Raw genomic sequence first — 18,405 nt, 5'->3', positions numbered from 1 at the left:
ATGGTGACTGATCCAGCGCTTTCGCGAGCAGGCTCGCTCCCACAGTGGATGAGGTGCTGCAACGTCATACCACCACCTCATCACAGTCAGCATTGGTCTTGCCAAAGCGCCGACCGAGGCGGTCGAAATACAGGTAGATCACCGGCGTGGTGAACAGGGTCAGCACCTGACTCACCAGCAGGCCGCCGACCATCACCAGACCCAGCGGCTGACGCAGTTCAGCCCCGGAACCGGTGGCGAGCATCAACGGCACCGCACCGAACAACGCCGCCAGCGTCGTCATCAGAATCGGCCGGAAGCGCAGCAGCGCCGCCTGATAGATCGCCTGTTCCGGCGCCATGCCCTGGGTGCGTTCGGCGTCGAGGGCGAAGTCGATCATCATGATCGCGTTTTTCTTCACGATGCCGATCAGCAGGATGATGCCGATGATCGCGATCATGCCCAGGTCATTGCCGCTGAGCAGCAACGCGAGCAAGGCGCCGACCGCCGCCGACGGCAGGGTCGAGAGAATGGTGATCGGGTGAATGTAACTTTCGTACAGCACGCCGAGCACGATGTACATGGTCACCACCGCCGCCAGAATCAGCAGCAAGGTGCTCGACAGCGAGGCTTGAAACGCTTCGGCCGCGCCCTGGAACTGGGTCTGCACGCCAATTGGCATGCCGATGTCCTTCTGTACCTGTTCGATGATGTCCACCGCATGCCCCAGCGCCACGCCGGGCGCCAGGTTGAACGACATCATCACCGCCGGGAACTGGCCGATGTGGGTGATCGCCAGTTGCGCCTGACGCTCTTCGACATGGGCCAGACTCGACAGGCGCACCTGTGCACCGTCAGTGGTCTTGACGTGAATCTGGTCCAGCGCCGCCGGCCCGATCTTCTCCCCCGCCTGTGCCTGCAGTACCACGCGGTACTGGCTGGCCTGGGTGTAAATGGTCGAGATCTGCCGCTGGCCGAAGGCGTCATACAGCGCATCGGTGATGTTCTGCACCGAAACGCCGAGGCGCGACGCCGCATCGCGGTCGATCACCAGATAGACTTGCAAGCCTTTGTCCTGCAAGTCGCTGGCAACGTCGGTCAATTCTGGTTGCTGCGCCAAGGCTTCGACCAGACGCCCGCTCCACTGGCTGAGCAATTCGGCGTCCGGTGAGGACATGCTGAACTGGTACTGGGTACGGCTGACCCGATCCTCAATGGTCAAATCCTGCACCGGTTGCATGAACAGACGGATGCCGACCAGTTTGTCCAGTTGCGGCTGCAGGCGCGCGATCACCTCGGTGGCGCTCAGGTCACGCTGGCCGTGAGGCTTGAGGTTGATCAGCAGACGACCGCTGTTGAGCGTGGCGTTGTCGCCGTCGACACCGATGTAGGACGACAGACTCTGCACCGCCGGATCTTCAAGAATCACCTTGGCCAGCGCCTGCTGACGCTCGCCCATGGCCGCGAAGGAAATCGACTGCGGTGCTTCGGATATACCCTGGATCACCCCGGTGTCCTGCACCGGGAAGAAGCCCTTGGGCACCACCATGTACAGGAACACGGTCAGTGCCAGCGTGCCGATGGCCACCAACAGGGTCAGCGGCTGGTGTTTGAGCACCCACTGCAACTTGCGCCCGTAGGCGGCGATCATCCAGTCGATGAAGCCGCCGCTGGCCCGGTAGAAACGGCCCTGTTCGTGGGGCTCTGGCTCTCGCTTGAGCAGGCGTGCACACATCATCGGCGTCAACGTCAGCGAAACCACCAGCGAAATCAGGATCGCCACCGCCAGAGTGATGGCGAACTCGCGGAACAGCCGACCGACCACGTCAGCCATGAACAGCAGCGGAATCAGTACCGCGATCAGCGACAGGGTCAGGGAAATCAGGGTGAAGCCGATCTGTTTCGCGCCTTTGAGCGCCGCCTGCATCGGGCTGTCGCCCTCCTCGATGAAGCGCGCGATGTTTTCCAGCATCACGATCGCATCGTCGACCACGAAACCGGTCGCGATGGTCAGCGCCATCAAGGTCAGGTTGTTGACCGAAAAGCCGGCCAAGTACATCACGCCAAACGTACCGATCAGCGACAGCGGCACCGCCACCGACGGAATGATCGTCGCGCTGGCCCGCCGCAGAAACAGGAACGTCACCATCACCACCAGCGCGATGGCGATCAGCAGTTCGTGCTGCACGTCGGTGACCGAGGCGCGGATGGTCTGGGTGCGGTCGGTGAGCACGGTGACGTCGAGGCCAGCCGGCAGGTTGTCAGTGATGCTGGGCAGCAAGGCCTTGATCCGGTCGACCACCTCGATCACGTTGGCGCCCGGCTGACGCTGGATGTTCAGCAGCACCGCCTGATTCTGGTTGGCCCACGCGGCTAGACGTTCGTTCTCGGCGCCGTCGACGATTTCCGCCACATCCTTCAGGCGCAGCGGCGCGCCATTCTTGTAGGCGAGAATCAGGTTGGCGTAGTCCTTGGGCGACGTCAGCTGGTCGTTGGCATCAAGCATCGAGACCCGGGTCGGGCCGTCGAAGTTACCCTTGGGCTGGTTGACGTTGGACGCACCGATCAGGGTGCGCACGTCTTCCAGATTCAGGCTGTTCGCCGCCAATGCTTCCGGGTTGACCTTGATCCGCACGGCCTGACGCTGACCGCCGGCAATACTGACCATGCCGACGCCACTGATCTGGGCGATCTTCTGCGCCATGCGCGTGTCGACCAGGTCATTGAGCTTGGGCAGCAGCATGGTCTTCGACGTGATCGCCAGGGTCAGCACCGGGGTGTCCGCCGGGTTGACCTTGTTGTACACCGGCGGTGCCGGCAAGTCGGTCGGCAACAGGTTGGTCGCGGCGTTGATCGCGGCCTGCACCTGCTGTTCGGCAACGTCCATGTTGATGTCGAGGCTGAAACGCAGGGTCAGCACCGACGCGCCGCCGGAACTGGTCGAGGCCATTTGCGTCAGGCCCGGCATCTGCCCGAACTGGCGTTCGAGCGGTGCGGTCACGGCGCTGGTCATCACGTCGGGACTGGCGCCGGGGTACAGGGTCATGACGCGAATGGTCGGGTAATCGACCTGCGGCAACGCCGAGACCGGCAGCAGGCGATAGGCAATCAGGCCGGCCAGCACAATGGCCAGCATGCTCAGGGTGGTGGCTACCGGACGGAGGATGAACAGCCGCGAAATGTTCATGCGCCCTTCTTGGCCTTGTCAGCCGCAGCAGCGTCCGGTGCACTGGCGGCGGGTTTGCCCTGCAGGTGCCCGGTCGGGGTGGTCGGCACGTCATTGCTGTCGTTGACCACTTCCACTTCGCTGCCTTCCTTCAGGCGGTCGGTGCCTTCCAGCACCACGCGATCGCCCGCGGCGAGGCCTTCGGTGACCACGGTGTTGGTGCCGTCGCTGGCGCCGATCTTCAATTGGCGGATGGTGACTTTCTTGTCGCCGTCCAGCGCGTAGACGAAGGTGCCGTTGGTGCCGAACTGAATCGCCGCCGACGGTGCGAGTACCACGCCTTTCAAGGTATCGGCCAGCAGATGGACGTTGACGAACTGATTGGGGAACAGCGACTGGTCGCGGTTATCGTAACGGGCCTTGAATTTCAGGGTGCCGGTGGCGACGTCGATCTGGTTGTCGAGGCTTTGCAGCACGCCGCTGGCCTGGATCTTGGTATCGCCGCGATCCCATGCCTCGGCCGGCAGCCTGGCGCCGCTGTGGTAGCGGGCCAATACGGTTTCGAGGCTGTTTTCCGGCAGGGTGAAGACCACGCTGATCGGTTGCGTCTGAGTGATCACTGCAAGGAACGTGGTGTCGTTGGCCGCAACGAGGTTGCCGACGTCGACCTGACGCAGACCGACGCGGCCGGCAATCGGTGCGCGGATCTTGGTGAATTCGAGATTGAGTTTGGCGTCGTTGACCGCCGCCTGGTTGGTCTTGACCGTGCCCAGGTACTGGCCGACCAGCGCCTCGGCGGTGTCCAGGGTTTGCTTGGCGATGCTGTCTTCCTTGTACAGGCCGCGATAACGCTCGACGTCGACCTGCGCATTTTTCAACTGCGCCTGATTCTGCAGCAAGGTGCCTTCAGCCTGGAGCAAGGCGTTCTGGTACGGACGCGGATCGATCTCTGCCAGCAAGTCGCCAGCCTTGACCATCTGTCCTTCTTCGAAATTGATCTTCACCAGTTCGCCGCCGACCCGGCTGCGCACGTTGATGGTGTTAAGTGCAGTCACCGTGCCCAGCGCCTTGTAATACAGCGGGAAGTCACCGGTGACCGCCGGGGCCACCCGCACCGGAATCGGACCGGCCGCACCGCCGAAGCCTGGCCGCATCATCCCCGAACGCCCGGTATGGCCGGCTGCGGCCTTGTCGGCGCCCTCCTTGTGGGCCGAACCGGCGGGCCAGAATTTCCAGCACAGGACGGCGATGACCAACAGGACGAGCAGGCTGATCAGCCAGCGACGGGCGTTATTAGGGGACGATTGCATGGATTGATTGACCATTGGGCGCGTGGGCTTCTTTTACGGGAGGCTGAACGATAAGCACTGGTGGGATTTAAGCAAAGCAGCTTTACCGGCAATTTACCTTCAACTTACGTTTCAAGGTGTGAGGCAAAACACTGATACACAAATGAAAACGGCCTGGACAGGGCCAGGCCGTTAACAATTGTAAAAGCGCTTACTTGAGTACGGCGAGTGCTGCGTCGTAGTTCGGCTCTTCAGCGATTTCCTTGACCAGCTCGCTGTGCAGCACGTTGTCGTTCTCGTCCAGAACCACTACGGCACGGGCGGTCAAGCCTTTGAGCGGGCCGTCAGCGATGGCTACGCCGTAGTTTTCGATGAACTCGGCACCGCGCAGGGTCGACAGGTTCTGCACGTTTTCCAGGCCTTCGGCGCCGCAGAAACGGGCCTGGGCGAATGGCAGGTCAGCCGAGATGCACAGCACCACGGTGTTGTTCAGTTCGTTGGCCTGAGCGTTGAACTTGCGTACCGAAGTCGCGCAGGTCGGGGTGTCGACGCTTGGGAAGATGTTCAACACTTTGCGCTTGCCGGCGAAGTCTTTCAGGGTGACGTCGGACAGATTGCCGGCAACCAGGGAAAAGGCTGGCGCCTTGGAACCGGCTTGTGGCAACTGGCCGTTGACTTGAACCGGGTTGCCTTTGAGGGTGACTTGAGCCATGACTTTAGTCCTTCTTAACGTGGTGATTGAGCATGCAAGAGGCCGAAGTTAACCACGAAATTGTCCGACGACCTATGCCCTGACTGAAAATTGTCAGGGGCCTGCGCAAAAAATTGTATACAACTGCGAATCATGTGGGAGCGAGCTTGCTCGCGAAAGCAATCTGCCAGTCAACGCTATGCTGAATGTGCCGCCGTCTTCGCGAGCAAGCTCGCTCCCACAGTGATCTTCACGGATCCTGAGTCTGCATCATTTATTCAGAAGTTCTGTCGATTCGTGAGGTGCCCGTTCGACTAAGCAGTGAATCAACCCCATTCCCTGGAGAAACCACCATGCGATTCATGATCCTTGTCAAAGCCAGCGCCGACTCCGAAGCCGGCATCATGCCCAGTGAAGAGCTGATCACTGCCATGGGCAACTTCAACGAAGAACTGGTCAAGGCCGGCGTTCTCATCGACGGCAATGGCCTGCACCCGAGCAGCAAAGGCACCCGCGTGCATTTCTCCGGCGACAAGCGCACCGTCATCGATGGCCCTTTCATCGAGACCAAGGAGTTGGTGGCCGGGTACTGGATCTGGGAAGTGAAGTCGAAAGAAGAAGCTATCGAGTGGGTCAAGCGCTGCCCGAACCCAATGCCAGGCGACTCTGATATCGAAATCCGCCAGATTTTCTCCGCCGAGGATTTCGGTGCCGAGTTCACGCCTGAGGCGCGGGCGCAGGAAGAGCGTGTTCGCGAGCTGGCGAAGAAAAATCTGTAATCCCCGCCCCCTGTAGGAGCTGCCGCAGGCTGCGATCTTTTGATCTGGCTTTTAAAAAATCAAAGTCAAAAGATCGCAGCCTGCGGCAGCTCCTACAGGGGCGTAAAAATTCAGCGCCCACCTTTAGTGTGACTCTGTAGACAAAACCAAAGAATTAATCCCTTCGACTGGCTAACTCCCCATTAGCTGCTAGCGTCATTCAGACGTGTCCTACAGGCTTGATAAGAAAGGAAATACGTCCAACGGCCGGGAAGCGCCGGGACGTCCATGCAGTAGCCACCAGGGAAACGGGGATCATGTCGAAGAAAATGGGGAGTCGCGCCTTGCTGCTGGCGAGTTCGCTGGTGCCTGTGGTGTGTGCCTTGGCGAATAACGCCGAAGAGGCCAACAAAAGCAACAACCCGCTGAACCTGGCGCCCGGCGCCAACCTGCAGGATTACTACACGCCGAAGCTGTTCGACAGCAACCTGCACACCAACGACGCTCTGCTGCGCGGCACTTTGCCGATTGCGCCCAACGATTTCATCGGCGTACCGCAACTGCTCCGCGCAACGATGCCGATCAGCACCCGACCCGATCCGCACGGCGGCTACAGCACCGGCATCGGCGATCTCAATCTGTTCGACATCTTCCTGCTCAAGACCGACGGCGTGCAGTTGGGCATCGGCCCGCAAATCACCGCACCGACCGCTGCCGAAGATGAGCTGGGCACCGGCAAGTGGCAGGCCGGCCTCTCGGCGGTGGCGATTGATTCGTCGCCGCGTGGCCTGCTCGGAGCGCTGGTGCAGTACCAGAGTTCGTTCGCCGGCGACCACGACCGTGCACACGTCGAAAGCGCAACCCTGCAGCCCTTCATCATCCGCAACCTCGACAAGGGCTGGTACCTGCGCTCCACCGGCATCTGGACGTTCGACCTGAAGAACAACACCCACTACATCCCGATCGGCCTGGGTGCGGGCAAGGTCTGGAAGTCCGGCAGCAACATTCTCAACGCCTTCCTCGAACCGCAGTGGACCGTCGAACGCAAAGGCGATGGTGTGCCGCAGTTCACCCTGTTCGCGGGGATCAACGTGACATTCGGAAAATAAGGACATGGCCATGCACATCGCTTTACGCGCCGCCGGTTTCAGCCTGATGACCCTGTTCGCCAGCTGCGGCGTCGGTGCTCAGGATCTGGACACCCGTATCGGCAAGATCGCCATGGAAGGCGAACTGCCGGCCCATGAGTCGATTGCCAGACTCTACGCCGAACTGGATTTCCAGCAGGCCACCCAGAGTTACCTGTGGGCCTTGCCACTGGTGTCCTACGCGCAGTGGCAGGAAGAATTTCGCGACAAGCTCGGCGCGCGCAGCGGCGACTTGCTGGTGCTCAACAGCTACGAAGACAAGCTCGGCGTGATCACCGCCAACGCCACCACGCCGTACATTCTCGGTTTCGTCGACCTGAGCGAAACCGGGCCGCTGGTGATTGAACTGCCACCGGGACCGACCGCCGGCGGCATTGGCGATTTCTGGCAGCGGGCAATCATCGACATGGGCCAGACCGGCCCGGACAAAGGCCAGGGCGGCAAATACCTGGTGCTGCCACCGGGCGCGGAGCCACCGGCCGATGCCGACAAGTATTACCTGGCCAAATCGGAAACCATGAACGTGCTGGTGGGCTTCCGTGTGCTGGATCCGGATCCGGCCAAGGGCAAGGCACTGGTCGAAAAATTCAAGATGTACCCGTACGCCAAACGTGCCGAGCCGAGCAAGACCCGCCTGCTGTCGCCTGACGGTAAAAAGTGGTCGGGTACCCAGCCACGCGGCATCGCTTACTGGCAGCGGCTGCACCAGATCATCCAGAAAGAACCGGTCAATGAACGTGATCGCTTCTACATGGCGATGCTCGCCAGTCTCGGCATCGAGAAGGACAAACCCTTCAACCCCAACACTCAGCAGCGCCAGGCTCTGGAGTCCGGCGCGCAGGTCGGTGAGCTGATCGCCAAGGCCAACACGTTTGCCAAGCGCTTTCCTGACGCGCAGTACTGGCCCGACCGGCATTGGGACACGGTGCTGAACATTGCCGAACCGTCGCAACGCGTGGCCTATTACGACCAGTTGTGGGAACGCAGCGCCTGGTTCTATGAAGCGGTAACCAACACCAAAGGCATGGTCTCCAAAACCCCGGGCCTCGGCCAGACCTACCTCGGTGCCTACACCGATGCCAAGGGTGACTGGCTCGACGGCGGCAAGACCTATCGCCTGCATGTCGGTGCCAACCCGCCGGCCAAGCAGTTCTGGTCGATGACCGTGTACGACATCGACAGCCGTTGCCTGATCGACAATCCACAGCGCAAGGCCGATCTGTCTTCGCGTCAGGATCTGAAGAAAAACCCCGATGGCTCGGTGGACCTGTACTTCGGCCCGAGTGCGCCCAAAGGCTTCGAAAACAACTGGGTGCAAACTGTGCCCGGCAAGCACTGGTTCAGCTATTTCCGCCTGTACGCGCCAACCGAAGCCTATTTCGACAAGAGCTGGAAACTTGACGACATCACGGTCGTGCAATGAATAAGGACGCCGCATGAACGCACGCAATCTATGGCTGGCCGCTCTGACCCTCGCCCTGAGCAGCAGCGCCTGGGCCGATTTCAGCGCCAGCCCCGAAGAAGCCCGAAGCATCGCCAAGGACGCCTACTTGTATGGCTTCCCGGTAGTGGAAATGTACAAGACCCTGTACACCCAGGCCGTGGACCGCAAGAGCCCGAACTTCAAGGCACCGTTCAACCAGATCGGCAACACCGCCAAGGCCTTCACCGCCAAGGACACCGCGTTCGTCACACCGAACGCCGACACGCCCTACTCGTTTGTCTGGATGGACCTGCGCAGCGAGCCATTGATCCTGACCTTGCCGCCGATCGAAGAGCACCGTTACTACTCGGTGCAACTGATCGACGCCTACACGCAGAACTTCGCTTACCTGGGCACCCGCAGCACCGGCAACAACGGTGGTCATTTCATGATCGCCGGGCCTGACTGGCAGGGTCAGCAACCGATCAACATCGACCGCCTGGTGCGCAGCGAAAGCAACATTGCCTACGCGCTGTACCGCACGCAGCTGTTCGACGAAAAAGATCTGGGCAAGGTCAAGCAGATCCAGAAAGGCTACAAGGTCGAGCCGCTGAGCAAATACGTGAAACAGAAAGCTCCGGCGCCGGCACCGAAAGTCAGTTGGCCGAAACCGACGCCGACCATGAGCGAAACCCCGGATCTGTTCCGCTACCTGAACTTCATGCTCGCCTTCACCCCGCCGCAGGACGTTGAAAAAGACCTGCTAGCACGCTTTGCCAAAATCGGCATCGGTGCCGGTCAGCCATTCGACCTGAAACAGCTCAGCCCAGAGCAACGCATGGCTCTCGAAGACGGCATCAGTGACGCCAAGGCTGAATTCGCCGCGTTCAAGAAAGACAAGGTCGACACGCACGAACTCAGCAGCGGTGACCTGTTCGGCACCCGCGATCACCTCAAGGGCAATTACCTGTATCGCTACGCCGGCGCCAACATGGGCATTTTCGGCAACTCTGCCGAAGAGGCGAACTACATCGGTTATTTCGTCGACAAGGACGGCCAACCGGCCGACGCGGCGAAACACGACTACACCCTGCATTTCGACAAGGGCGCCCTGCCCCCGGCCGACGCCTTCTGGTCGCTGACCCTGTATGACGGCAAGAGCAAATTGCTGGTGGCCAACCCGCTCAATCGCTACCTGATCAACTCGCGAATGCTGCCCGACTTGAAGCGCGATGCCGACGGCGGCCTGACCCTCTACGTGCAGCACAAAAATCCCGGCAAGGACAAGCAGGCCAACTGGCTGCCGGCACCGGACGGGCCGTTCTACGGTGTGTTGCGCCTGTACCTGCCGAAACCGGAAGTGGCCAGCGGCGAGTGGAAGATGCCGCAGCTCGACCCGGTCAACTCAAAACAATAAACGGAGCCAGTGATGGTCAAGCCTTACGTTGTGCGTCCGCTGCTGGCGCTGTGCATGATCGGCAGTCCTCAACTCTATGCAGCCGAAGGTGGCGTGGGCCGACCGATTACCGGGCAACAGGTGTACTCCAACGCCGGGATCATCCCGCCCGAACCGGGCTGGGTCGTCTCGGTGACCAGCATCTGGTACGACGGATCGCTCAAGGGCAGTCGCGGCGCGCCGATTTCCGGTGAGGTCAGTGCCGGGATCGACATGAAAGTCTCCTACACCATGACCAACCTGACGCACATCTGGGACACCGGCAAAGGCCCATGGAACTTCGCCTCGGCAATCGGCATACCGCTGCAATACACCGACATCGACGCGGCCATCACCGGCCCGCGCGGGCGCACCCTCGGCACCAGCGATTCCGGCACCCAGTTCGCCGACGCGCTGATCACCCCGATTGCCGCCGGCTACCACTTCGACGAGCTGAACCACATCGCGTTGTCCCTGCCGATCTATGTGCCGACCGGCGCCTACAACGACAATCGCCTGGCCAACCCGGGCCAGAACAACTACACGTTCATGCCCACCGTGGCCTTCACCCATCTGGACGGCAAGGGGGGCGAGTTCACCCTGTCCAGTGGCCTGGAGTTCTATACCGAAAACACCGCCACCGATTACCGCAACGGCAACATCTTCACCCTCGAAGCCCTGTGGACTCACGGCTTCGGCAGTGGCTGGAGCGCAGGCCTCGCGGCCGGTTATGTCCAGCAAGTCACCGACGACAAGGGCCAGACCGCCGACAGCCTCAATGGCTTCCGTGGCCGCTCCGTCGGCGCCGGGCCGGTGGTGGTCTGGACTGGCAAATTCGCAGACGCCCAGGCCAGCTTCAGTGCGCGCTGGGTGCCGGAGTTCGACACCAAGAACCGCCCTGAAGGTAACGGCATTGCCGCCAACATGACCCTGGCGTTTTTCTAGACCGGCCACCAAGGACTGTCCCATGACCGCACTCACCGACCTCAACGCCCTGCAAGCAAGCATCGCCGAAGCCGTGCTCGGCCAGGATCAAGTCATTCGGCAGCTCCTTCTCGGCCTGCTCGCCAACGGGCATTTGCTGCTGGAAAGCCTGCCAGGGCTGGCCAAGACGCGCACGGTCAAGGCGCTGGCCACCCATCTGGACGCGAAGATGAGCCGCATCCAGTTCACCCCCGACTTGCTGCCCTCGGACATCACCGGTGCCGAAGTGCTGCACCAGGTCGCCGGGCAGAACGAGATCCGCTTCCAGCCCGGCCCGCTGTTCGGCAATCTGATCCTCGCCGACGAGATCAACCGCGCCCCGGCCAAGGTGCAGGCGGCGCTGCTGGAGGCCATGGAAGAACGGCAGATTACCGTGGCCGGCACCAGCCACGTGCTGCCGGAGCTGTTCATTGTGGTCGCCACACAAAACCCGATCGAGCAGGAAGGCACTTATCCGTTGCCGGAAGCGCAGATGGACCGGTTCCTGATGAAGGTGTTGCTGGATTACCCCAGCGCCGATAACGAAAGCCAGGTGCTGCGCCTGTTGCGCGCCGAAGAGTTTGCCCAGGGTGCGAACACCGCGCCGGGCAAGGGCTTCACATTGCCGCAGGAGGTGATCTTCGCTGCGCGCAAGGAGGTCAGCGCGGTGCACGTATCACCGGCCATCGACCGCTACCTGATCGACCTGATCAACGCCACTCGCCACCCGGCCAATTACGACGAAGACCTCGGACGCTGGATCAGCATTGGCGCCAGTCCCCGTGGCGGCATCGGCCTGGATCGTTGCGCGCGGGCCGACGCGTGGTTGCAGGGCCAGGATTTCGTCTCGCCGGATAACGTGCGCGCGGTGGTGCATCCGGTGCTGCGTCACCGCCTGCAATTGAGCTACGACGCAGTCGCGGATGGCGTGACAGCCGATCAGGTGCTCGACCGGTTGCTGGATAAAGTGGCGATTCCGGCATGAACACGGAGGGACTGGTCTACGTCTCTCTGGCGCAATTGATGGCGCTGGAGTTCAAGGCCCGTGACCTGAGTTTTCTGGCGCGCCAGCCCCAGGGCAGCATTCTTGCTGGCAACCATGCCTCGCGCTTGCGTGGCCGTGGCTTGAACTTCGATGAGCTGCGCCGCTACCAGCCCGGTGATGATTTACGTCACCTCGACTGGCGCGCTTCGCTGCGCACCGGCAAACCGGTGGTACGCACTTTTACTGAAGAGCGCGATCGCCCGGCGCTGATCGTGGTCGATCAGCGCATGTCGATGTTCTTCGGCTCGCAACGCAGTTTCAAATCGGCCCTCGCCGCTGAACTCGGCGCACTGGCGGCGTGGATAGTGTTCAACGCCGGTGACCGGGTCGGCGGTCTGGTGTTCAACGATCAACGCATCGACAGCATCGCACCGCTACGCAGCCGCAAACGGGTCGAAGCCTTGCTCAGCTGCGTGGTGCAACAGAATCAGGCGCTGAACGCCGCCAACCCCGACGCCGAGGACGAAGACCAACTGGACAAGGCCTTGCAGCGTTGCCTGGTGCTGGCCGGTCACGACCATTTGATCTGCATCGTCAGCGACTTCGCCGGGGCGGGTGAACGTACCTTGCAATTGATGCGGCAACTGCGCGCGCACAACGACGTGATCGCCCTGCAAGTCTACGACCCGCTGGCTCTGAAGTTGCCGAGTGATGGCCGGCTGCTGATCACACAGGGCCAATTGCAGGTGGAACTGGCTGTCGATAAGCGCAGCGTGCATCAGCCATTGGGTGATTATCTCGGTGGCCGCCTTAAGGACGTCGCCACCCTGCTGCGCCGCAGTCAGGTGCCGCTGATGATGTTCAGCACCGCCGAAGAGGCCCACGCGCAATTGCGCGCCGAGCTTGGCAAGTCTGCCGGCCCACGGCGATGAACCCGACTATTCCTGACATCAGCCAGCTCAAGGAGCTGAGCCTGCCGGCGCCAGTGAGTTATGCGCCGCAGACCTGGGGCTGGTGGCTGTTACTGGCGCTGTTGGTTGTGCTGGCACTGGTGGTTGGCGTGCGGCGCTATTGGCAATGGCGACGGGATCGATATCGGCGCGAAGCGTTGGTGCGGCTGGCACAGCTGCGTGAGCGCAGTGATGATCTGAATGCCCTGCGCGAACTGCCCGAGTTGCTCAAGCGCGTGGCCGTTTCGATGCCCATACCCAGCGCTCGCTGGTGGAACACAATAGCTGTGGGAGCTGGCTTGCCAGCGATGAGGCCATCTCCTGCAACATCCGAGCTGAATGACAGGACGCCATCGCTGGCAAGCCAGCTCCCACAGGATCCTGCGGCGTTGGGGGGATCGGTTTGGCAGGCGTTTCTGCAGCAGCACAGTAAAAACAAGCTGCCCGACGACTTCAGCGCCCAGCTCGCCCAACTCGCCTACGCCCCCGACGCCACCCTGCGCGCGCTCCCGGCCGAACAGCGCCAGGCGCTGTTTGACACCTGTCAATACTGGATGGAGCAGCACCATGTGGCAGCTTGATTACCCGTGGTTGTTGCTGCTGTTGCCGCTGCCGTGGCTGACCTTGCGTTATCTGCCGGCGTATCAGGAAGCCCGCAGCGCCGTGCGCGTGCCGTTTTTCGGCGCCATGAGCCGTGCCGTCGGGGAAGCGCCGAGCCGGGTTGGCAATCGTCAGAACCCTTGGCAACGGTTGCTGAATCTGTTGGTGTGGATGTTGATCCTGCTCGCCGCTGCGCGCCCGGTGTTCGTTGAAAAACCCATCGAGCGCCAGCAACCGGTGCGCGACCTGATGCTCGCCATCGACATTTCGCAATCGATGGAAACCGAAGATTTCAGCAATGCCGACGGCCAGAAAATCAATCGCCTCGCCGCCGTCAAACAGGTGGTGCAAGGGTTCATCGACAAGCGCAAGGACGACCGCATCGGCCTGATCGTGTTCGGCAGCGGCGCCTATCCGCAGGCGCCGCTGACCCTTGATCACGCCAGCCTGTCGCTGTTGCTGGCCGATACCGGCATCGGCATGGCCGGGCCGAACACTGCCATCGGTGACGCCATCGGCTTGAGTCTGAAACTGCTCGACCAGGCCCACGAGCAGCAGAAAGTGCTGATCCTGCTCACCGACGGCAACGACACCAGCAGTGCGATCACTCCTGACCACGCCGCCGAAATGGCCGCCAACAAAGGTGTTGTCATTCATACCATCGGCATCGGCGACCCGACGGCTTCCGGCGAGGCGCAGGTCAATCTGCGCGGGCTGCAACAGATCGCCCAGACCACAGGCGGGCAGTTTTTCCGCGCCGAAGACCGCGCAGCACTGGATCAGGTCTACACCACCCTCGACCGCCTCACGCCACATCAGGTGAAAACCCTCAGCCATCAGCCGCAACGTGAGCTGTTCCAATGGCCGTTGGGCGCGGCACTGGGGTTGTTGGCGCTGTATCACCTCGGTGCCCTGCTACGCCCGCGCCTGGCGCTTGCCCGCCAGCGGCAGGAGGCCTGAATGGAGATCAATCTCGGTGACTTCCACTTCCTGCGCCCGCTGTGGTTGCTGCTCGCGCTGTTCGCCGCGCTGCTGCCGCTGCTCTGGCGCCGCAGCCGCGACTTGCAGCGCCGGCTACGCAACAACATCGCCGAACATTTGCTGCCGCACCTGCTGGTCACGCCAAAGGATCAGCAGCACCTGCGCCCGGTGCACTGGCTATGCGCGATGCTGCTCATCGGCGCCATTGCCGCCGCCGGGCCGACATGGGAGCAGGATCGCCCGGACTTTCTGGAGAATCGTGCGCCGCTGATCGTCGCCATGGACCTGTCGCCGTCGATGGACGCCAACGACGTTCAGCCGACGCGGCTGGAAGCGGCCAAGCACAAACTGCACGACCTGATTCAGCGTCGCGCCAGCGCCCGCACCGCGCTGATCGCCTATGCCGGCAGCGCGCATCTGGTGTTGCCGCCAACCGACGATCCGGCGTTGCTCGACACCTTCATTCAGGCGCTGGGCACTGGCCTCATCGACAAACCCGGCAAGGACGTCAGCGCGGTCATCGAGCAGGCCAAACGCCTGCTCCGTGCCGAGAAAACCCCGGGCAGCCTGCTGCTGATCACCGACGGTGCCGACACCGCGCAACTCGATGGCCTCGACAAACAACTCGATGACAGCCAGTTGCAGGTGCTGGTACTGGCGGTCGGCAATGAGGACGGCGGCATGATTCAGGGAGCCGGCGGACAGCCGAAAGTCGACAGCAACGGGCGCCCGGTAGTCGGCCGCTTCGATATGGCGGCGCTCAAGCAACTGGCCGCCGCTGCCGACGCGCCGCTGGGCAGCCTCACCCTCGACGACGATGATCTGGACTGGATCGAGTTGCACGCGCAACAACACTTCCAGAGTGCCAGCGCCGAACAACAGCAATTGCACTGGAAAGACGCCGGTTACTGGCTGTGCTGGCCCCTTCTATTGTTGGCGCTGCTCGGTGTGCGCAAGGGCTGGAGCGTCAACTGGGTACCGGCGCTGCTGTTGGCCACAAGCCTTGGCTGGCCCGCCGCGCCCGCTCAGGCCAGTGCACTGACCGATGCATTCTTCACCCGCGATCAACAAGGGCGCTGGGCCGCCGAGCATGAGCATTGGCCGCAAGCGGCGGCGCTGTTTGTCGATCCGTACTGGAAAGGCGTGGCGGCCTATCACGCGGCGGACTACGACCTCGCGCTGGCAACCTTTGCACGCCTGGACACAGCGCAAGCATGGTTTTATCTGGGCAACATTTACGTGCGGCGTTTCAAGTTCGATCAGGCGATTGCCGCTTACACCCAGGCCCTGCAAAGACAACCGCAATTTCCCGAAGCCACGGCCAATCTGGCGCTGGCGCAGGCGTTGCTCAAGGACACCGACAGCGCCGAAAAAAATGCCCCCGAGACCAAACCGGATGAAGTGAAATTCGACAAGACGCCGGGCAAGGGTCAGAGCAAAAAAGTCGAGACCGAGCAGGCAGCGTCCGACGCGTTGTGGCTGCAGAACCTGAGCACCTCGCCAGCGAAGTTTCTCAAGCAGAAATTCAGTTTGCAGGATCAAACGGGGGCGAAACCATGAACCGGGTTGGCTTCATCGCTGGCAAGCCAGCTCCCACAAGGTTTTGCGCTGTTAACTCGATTGGCGATAACACAGACACCCCCTGTGGGAGCTGGCTTGCCAGCGATGAGGCCAGATCTGCCGGCAAAAAAATCTGCACCTTGCTCATAACCAGCTTGCTCAGCCTGAATGCCTCTGCCGCCGAACCCCAACTGAAAATCCACGCCCACCTGCAACCCGCCGAAGGCGTGATGGTCGGCGGACTGGTCGAGCTGCAAGTCGACGTGCTCACCGACACCTGGTTCACCAGCGCCGCGACTCTGCCCGAACTGAAACTCGACGGCGCCCTGGTGACGCCGCCCGATGGCCGCGCCCAGCACCTGAATCAGACGATCGACGGACAATCCTTCAGCGGCTTGCGCTACAGCTACCTGATCACCCCGAATGTCGCCCGCCGCTTCGACATCCCGCCGTTGACGGTCTCTGCGACACCGGGTCAGGCCAGCAATGCAATCAATGCACACAGCCAACCCTTGCACTTCAGTGCCGCCCAGCCGCCAGGCTTTCAACCCGGAGAAACGCCGTTGGTGGCCAGCGATGTGCGCCTGAGCCAAAGCCTGATCAACTCGGCAACCCCGTTGAAAACCGGCGACAGCGTGACCCGCCAACTGACCCTGCAGGCCGATGACGCACTGGCGATGGCGCTGCCGATTCCGCCACTGGGTGAGGTAGCCGGTCTGAGTCGTTATCCGCAGACCCCACAAGTCAGCCGTCTGGATGATGGCCGCGGCAACGTGCTCGGTGGTCAGCGGATCGACGCTGTCACCTACCGCATCGACAAGGCTGGCGCCTACACCCTGCCGGACATCGCGGTGAAATGGTGGGACGTCAAAACGCAGCAGAGCCGCATTGCGCAAGTGCCCGCCGTGACCTTCGAAGCCGCAGCCAACAGCGCCTACAAACCGGTGTTTTCGATCACCGATGATCTCAGGCAGCTTGGCCGCGACAATGTGCACGTCTCCGCACGCTGGCTGCTGTGGCTGGCGCTCCTCAGTGTCTTCGTCGGTGCTGGTTATTGGCTGCACCCTGTTGTGCTGCGCGCCCGGCGCCAATGGCTGGCACGCAAGCACGCGCGGCAATTGGCCCGAGAGCAATCGGCGGATTACGCCTGGCAGCAGATCAACCCGCAACTGCAGGCTCGGCCGGCGCAATTGAGCGCGGTGTATGTGTGGCTGCGCCGCCGTCGCCTCGGGCTGCGACTGGTGAATGCCGGCCCGCGCTTGCAGGGCCTGTTGCGCGGACTTTACGGGCGTGATCCGCAGACCGAACAAACACTTGTTCAACTGCGCCAATCGTTGACTACGCTTCACAGTCAGGTCGAACAACAGCCGCACAAACCAGCGTCGGCCCTGCGCCCACTCAACCCTGTTCAGGAAAGGGAATTCCCATGACCACCCCGCCGCCGCAGCGTCAACGTTTCAGCCTGGCATTGTTGTTTGCGCTGGCATTGCCATTGCTGGCCCAGGCCAGCGAACCTTTGCCGTCATGGAATGACGGACCTGCGAAAAACAACATCATTGCGTTCGTGCAAGCGGTTACCGACCAGAGCAGCAAGGACTTCGTCAAACCCGCCGAGCGTATCGCGGTGTTCGACAACGACGGCACCCTGTGGAGCGAGCAGCCGATGTATTTCGAGTTGCTGTTCGCCCTCGACGAGGTCAAGCGCAATGCGTCACAGCATCCGGAATGGAAAACCACTCAGCCATTCAAAGCGGTGCTGGAAAATGACCACAAGGCACTCGCCGCCGCTGGCATGGACGGCATCCTCAAGATCTTCGCCGCCACCCACACCGGCATGACCACCGAGGCTTTCGACGATTACGCCAAGACCTGGCTGAGCCAGGCGCGGCATCCGAAGACCGGCAAGCCCTACACCGAAATGATCTTCCAGCCGATGCTGGAAATGCTCGACTACCTGCGCAGCCAGGACTTCAAGACCTACATTGTTTCCGGCGGCGACACAGGGTTCATGCGCGCCTTCGCCGAGAAGGTCTATGGCATCCCGCCGGAACAGGTGATCGGCACCACGTTCGTCACCGCATTCCAGTTCAAGGACGGCCAGGCCTCGATCCTGCGCACCCGAAAACTGGCACACAACGACGACGGCCCGGGCAAACCGGAGAGCATTGATGCGGTGATCGGCAAACGGCCGATTCTCGCGTTCGGCAATTCCGACGGCGACCTGCAAATGCTGCAGTGGACCGCCGCTGGCCCCGGCAAACGCTTCATGGGGCTGGTGCACCACACCGACGCCAGACGCGAGTGGGCCTATGACCGAAAATCCGATATCGGGCGGCTCGACAAAGCCCTCGACGAAGCAAATTCCCGTGGCTGGACCGTGGTCGACATGGCGTCCGAATGGCGCCGGATCTACCCGTACGATCCACCGGCAAACGAGCAGGTGCAATAAGAAAAGCGTGATGCAGGACTGCAGGAAA

The 18,405-nt window shown here is 61.8% G+C and carries 15 protein-coding genes; 12 read left to right on the top strand and 3 right to left on the bottom strand.

Annotated features, from left to right (window positions below):
- Positions 1-64: 64 nt before the first annotated feature.
- The 3 genes from AC193Q_RS05335 to tpx all read right to left on the bottom strand — a co-directional run bounded on the left by AC193Q_RS05335 (position 65) and on the right by tpx (position 5,146).
- Positions 65-3,166, bottom strand: coding sequence for an MdtB/MuxB family multidrug efflux RND transporter permease subunit (locus AC193Q_RS05335; RefSeq protein WP_121185262.1), 3,102 nt, complete (start codon positions 3,164-3,166; stop codon positions 65-67).
- Positions 3,163-4,470, bottom strand: a complete 1,308-nt coding sequence (locus tag AC193Q_RS05330; protein WP_047294150.1) for an MdtA/MuxA family multidrug efflux RND transporter periplasmic adaptor subunit — start codon at positions 4,468-4,470, stop codon at positions 3,163-3,165. The genes AC193Q_RS05335 and AC193Q_RS05330 overlap by 4 nt, the downstream gene beginning before the upstream one ends.
- Before the next feature lie 175 nt (positions 4,471-4,645).
- Positions 4,646-5,146 (bottom strand): thiol peroxidase, encoded by a 501-nt coding sequence (gene tpx, locus AC193Q_RS05325; RefSeq protein ID WP_041066982.1) that lies wholly within the window; start codon positions 5,144-5,146, stop codon positions 4,646-4,648.
- A gap of 332 nt (positions 5,147-5,478) precedes the next feature.
- Between tpx and AC193Q_RS05320 the strand changes: the two genes are divergently transcribed.
- The 12 genes from AC193Q_RS05320 to AC193Q_RS05265 all read left to right on the top strand — a co-directional run bounded on the left by AC193Q_RS05320 (position 5,479) and on the right by AC193Q_RS05265 (position 18,377).
- Positions 5,479-5,904: a YciI family protein gene (locus AC193Q_RS05320; RefSeq protein WP_041066976.1), complete on the top strand. Its 426-nt coding sequence runs from the start codon at positions 5,479-5,481 to the stop codon at positions 5,902-5,904.
- Positions 5,905-6,212: 308 nt separating this feature from the next.
- Positions 6,213-6,992 carry a hypothetical protein gene (locus AC193Q_RS05315; protein WP_483879623.1) on the top strand — a complete coding sequence of 260 codons (780 nt, stop codon included), beginning with the start codon at positions 6,213-6,215 and terminating at the stop codon, positions 6,990-6,992.
- Positions 6,993-7,002: 10 nt separating this feature from the next.
- A complete protein-coding gene (locus tag AC193Q_RS05310; RefSeq protein ID WP_121185258.1) occupies positions 7,003-8,454 on the top strand; it encodes a DUF1254 domain-containing protein in 1,452 nt (483 codons plus the stop codon).
- Positions 8,455-8,467: 13 nt separating this feature from the next.
- Positions 8,468-9,871 (top strand): DUF1254 domain-containing protein, encoded by a 1,404-nt coding sequence (locus tag AC193Q_RS05305; RefSeq protein ID WP_121185256.1) that lies wholly within the window; start codon positions 8,468-8,470, stop codon positions 9,869-9,871.
- A gap of 12 nt (positions 9,872-9,883) precedes the next feature.
- Positions 9,884-10,834 (top strand): SphA family protein, encoded by a 951-nt coding sequence (locus AC193Q_RS05300; RefSeq protein WP_121185254.1) that lies wholly within the window; start codon positions 9,884-9,886, stop codon positions 10,832-10,834.
- Positions 10,835-10,856: 22 nt separating this feature from the next.
- Positions 10,857-11,837, top strand: coding sequence for an AAA family ATPase (locus AC193Q_RS05295; RefSeq protein ID WP_121185252.1), 981 nt, complete (start codon positions 10,857-10,859; stop codon positions 11,835-11,837).
- Entirely contained in the window at positions 11,834-12,769 is a 936-nt protein-coding gene (locus AC193Q_RS05290) for a DUF58 domain-containing protein (RefSeq protein ID WP_121185250.1), read from the top strand. Before AC193Q_RS05295 ends, AC193Q_RS05290 begins: the two co-directional genes overlap by 4 nt.
- Positions 12,766-13,368: a DUF4381 domain-containing protein gene (locus AC193Q_RS05285; protein WP_121185248.1), complete on the top strand. Its 603-nt coding sequence runs from the start codon at positions 12,766-12,768 to the stop codon at positions 13,366-13,368. The genes AC193Q_RS05290 and AC193Q_RS05285 overlap by 4 nt, the downstream gene beginning before the upstream one ends.
- The gene (locus AC193Q_RS05280) at positions 13,355-14,347 is read left to right on the top strand and encodes a vWA domain-containing protein (RefSeq protein ID WP_483879263.1); all 993 of its coding nucleotides are present in this window, start codon (positions 13,355-13,357) and stop codon (positions 14,345-14,347) included. Before AC193Q_RS05285 ends, AC193Q_RS05280 begins: the two co-directional genes overlap by 14 nt.
- Positions 14,348-15,928, top strand: coding sequence for a VWA domain-containing protein (locus AC193Q_RS05275; protein WP_121185244.1), 1,581 nt, complete (start codon positions 14,348-14,350; stop codon positions 15,926-15,928).
- A complete protein-coding gene (locus AC193Q_RS05270; protein ID WP_121185242.1) occupies positions 15,925-17,358 on the top strand; it encodes a BatD family protein in 1,434 nt (477 codons plus the stop codon). The genes AC193Q_RS05275 and AC193Q_RS05270 overlap by 4 nt, the downstream gene beginning before the upstream one ends.
- Positions 17,355-18,377, top strand: a complete 1,023-nt coding sequence (locus AC193Q_RS05265) for an HAD family hydrolase (RefSeq protein WP_121185240.1) — start codon at positions 17,355-17,357, stop codon at positions 18,375-18,377. Before AC193Q_RS05270 ends, AC193Q_RS05265 begins: the two co-directional genes overlap by 4 nt.
- Positions 18,378-18,405: the final 28 nt, after the last annotated feature.

It is taken from the genome of Pseudomonas sp. F2, from assembly GCF_057174385.1.
Note: the sequence above shows the minus strand (reverse complement) of the source record. Positions and strands in the feature narration are given on the sequence as shown.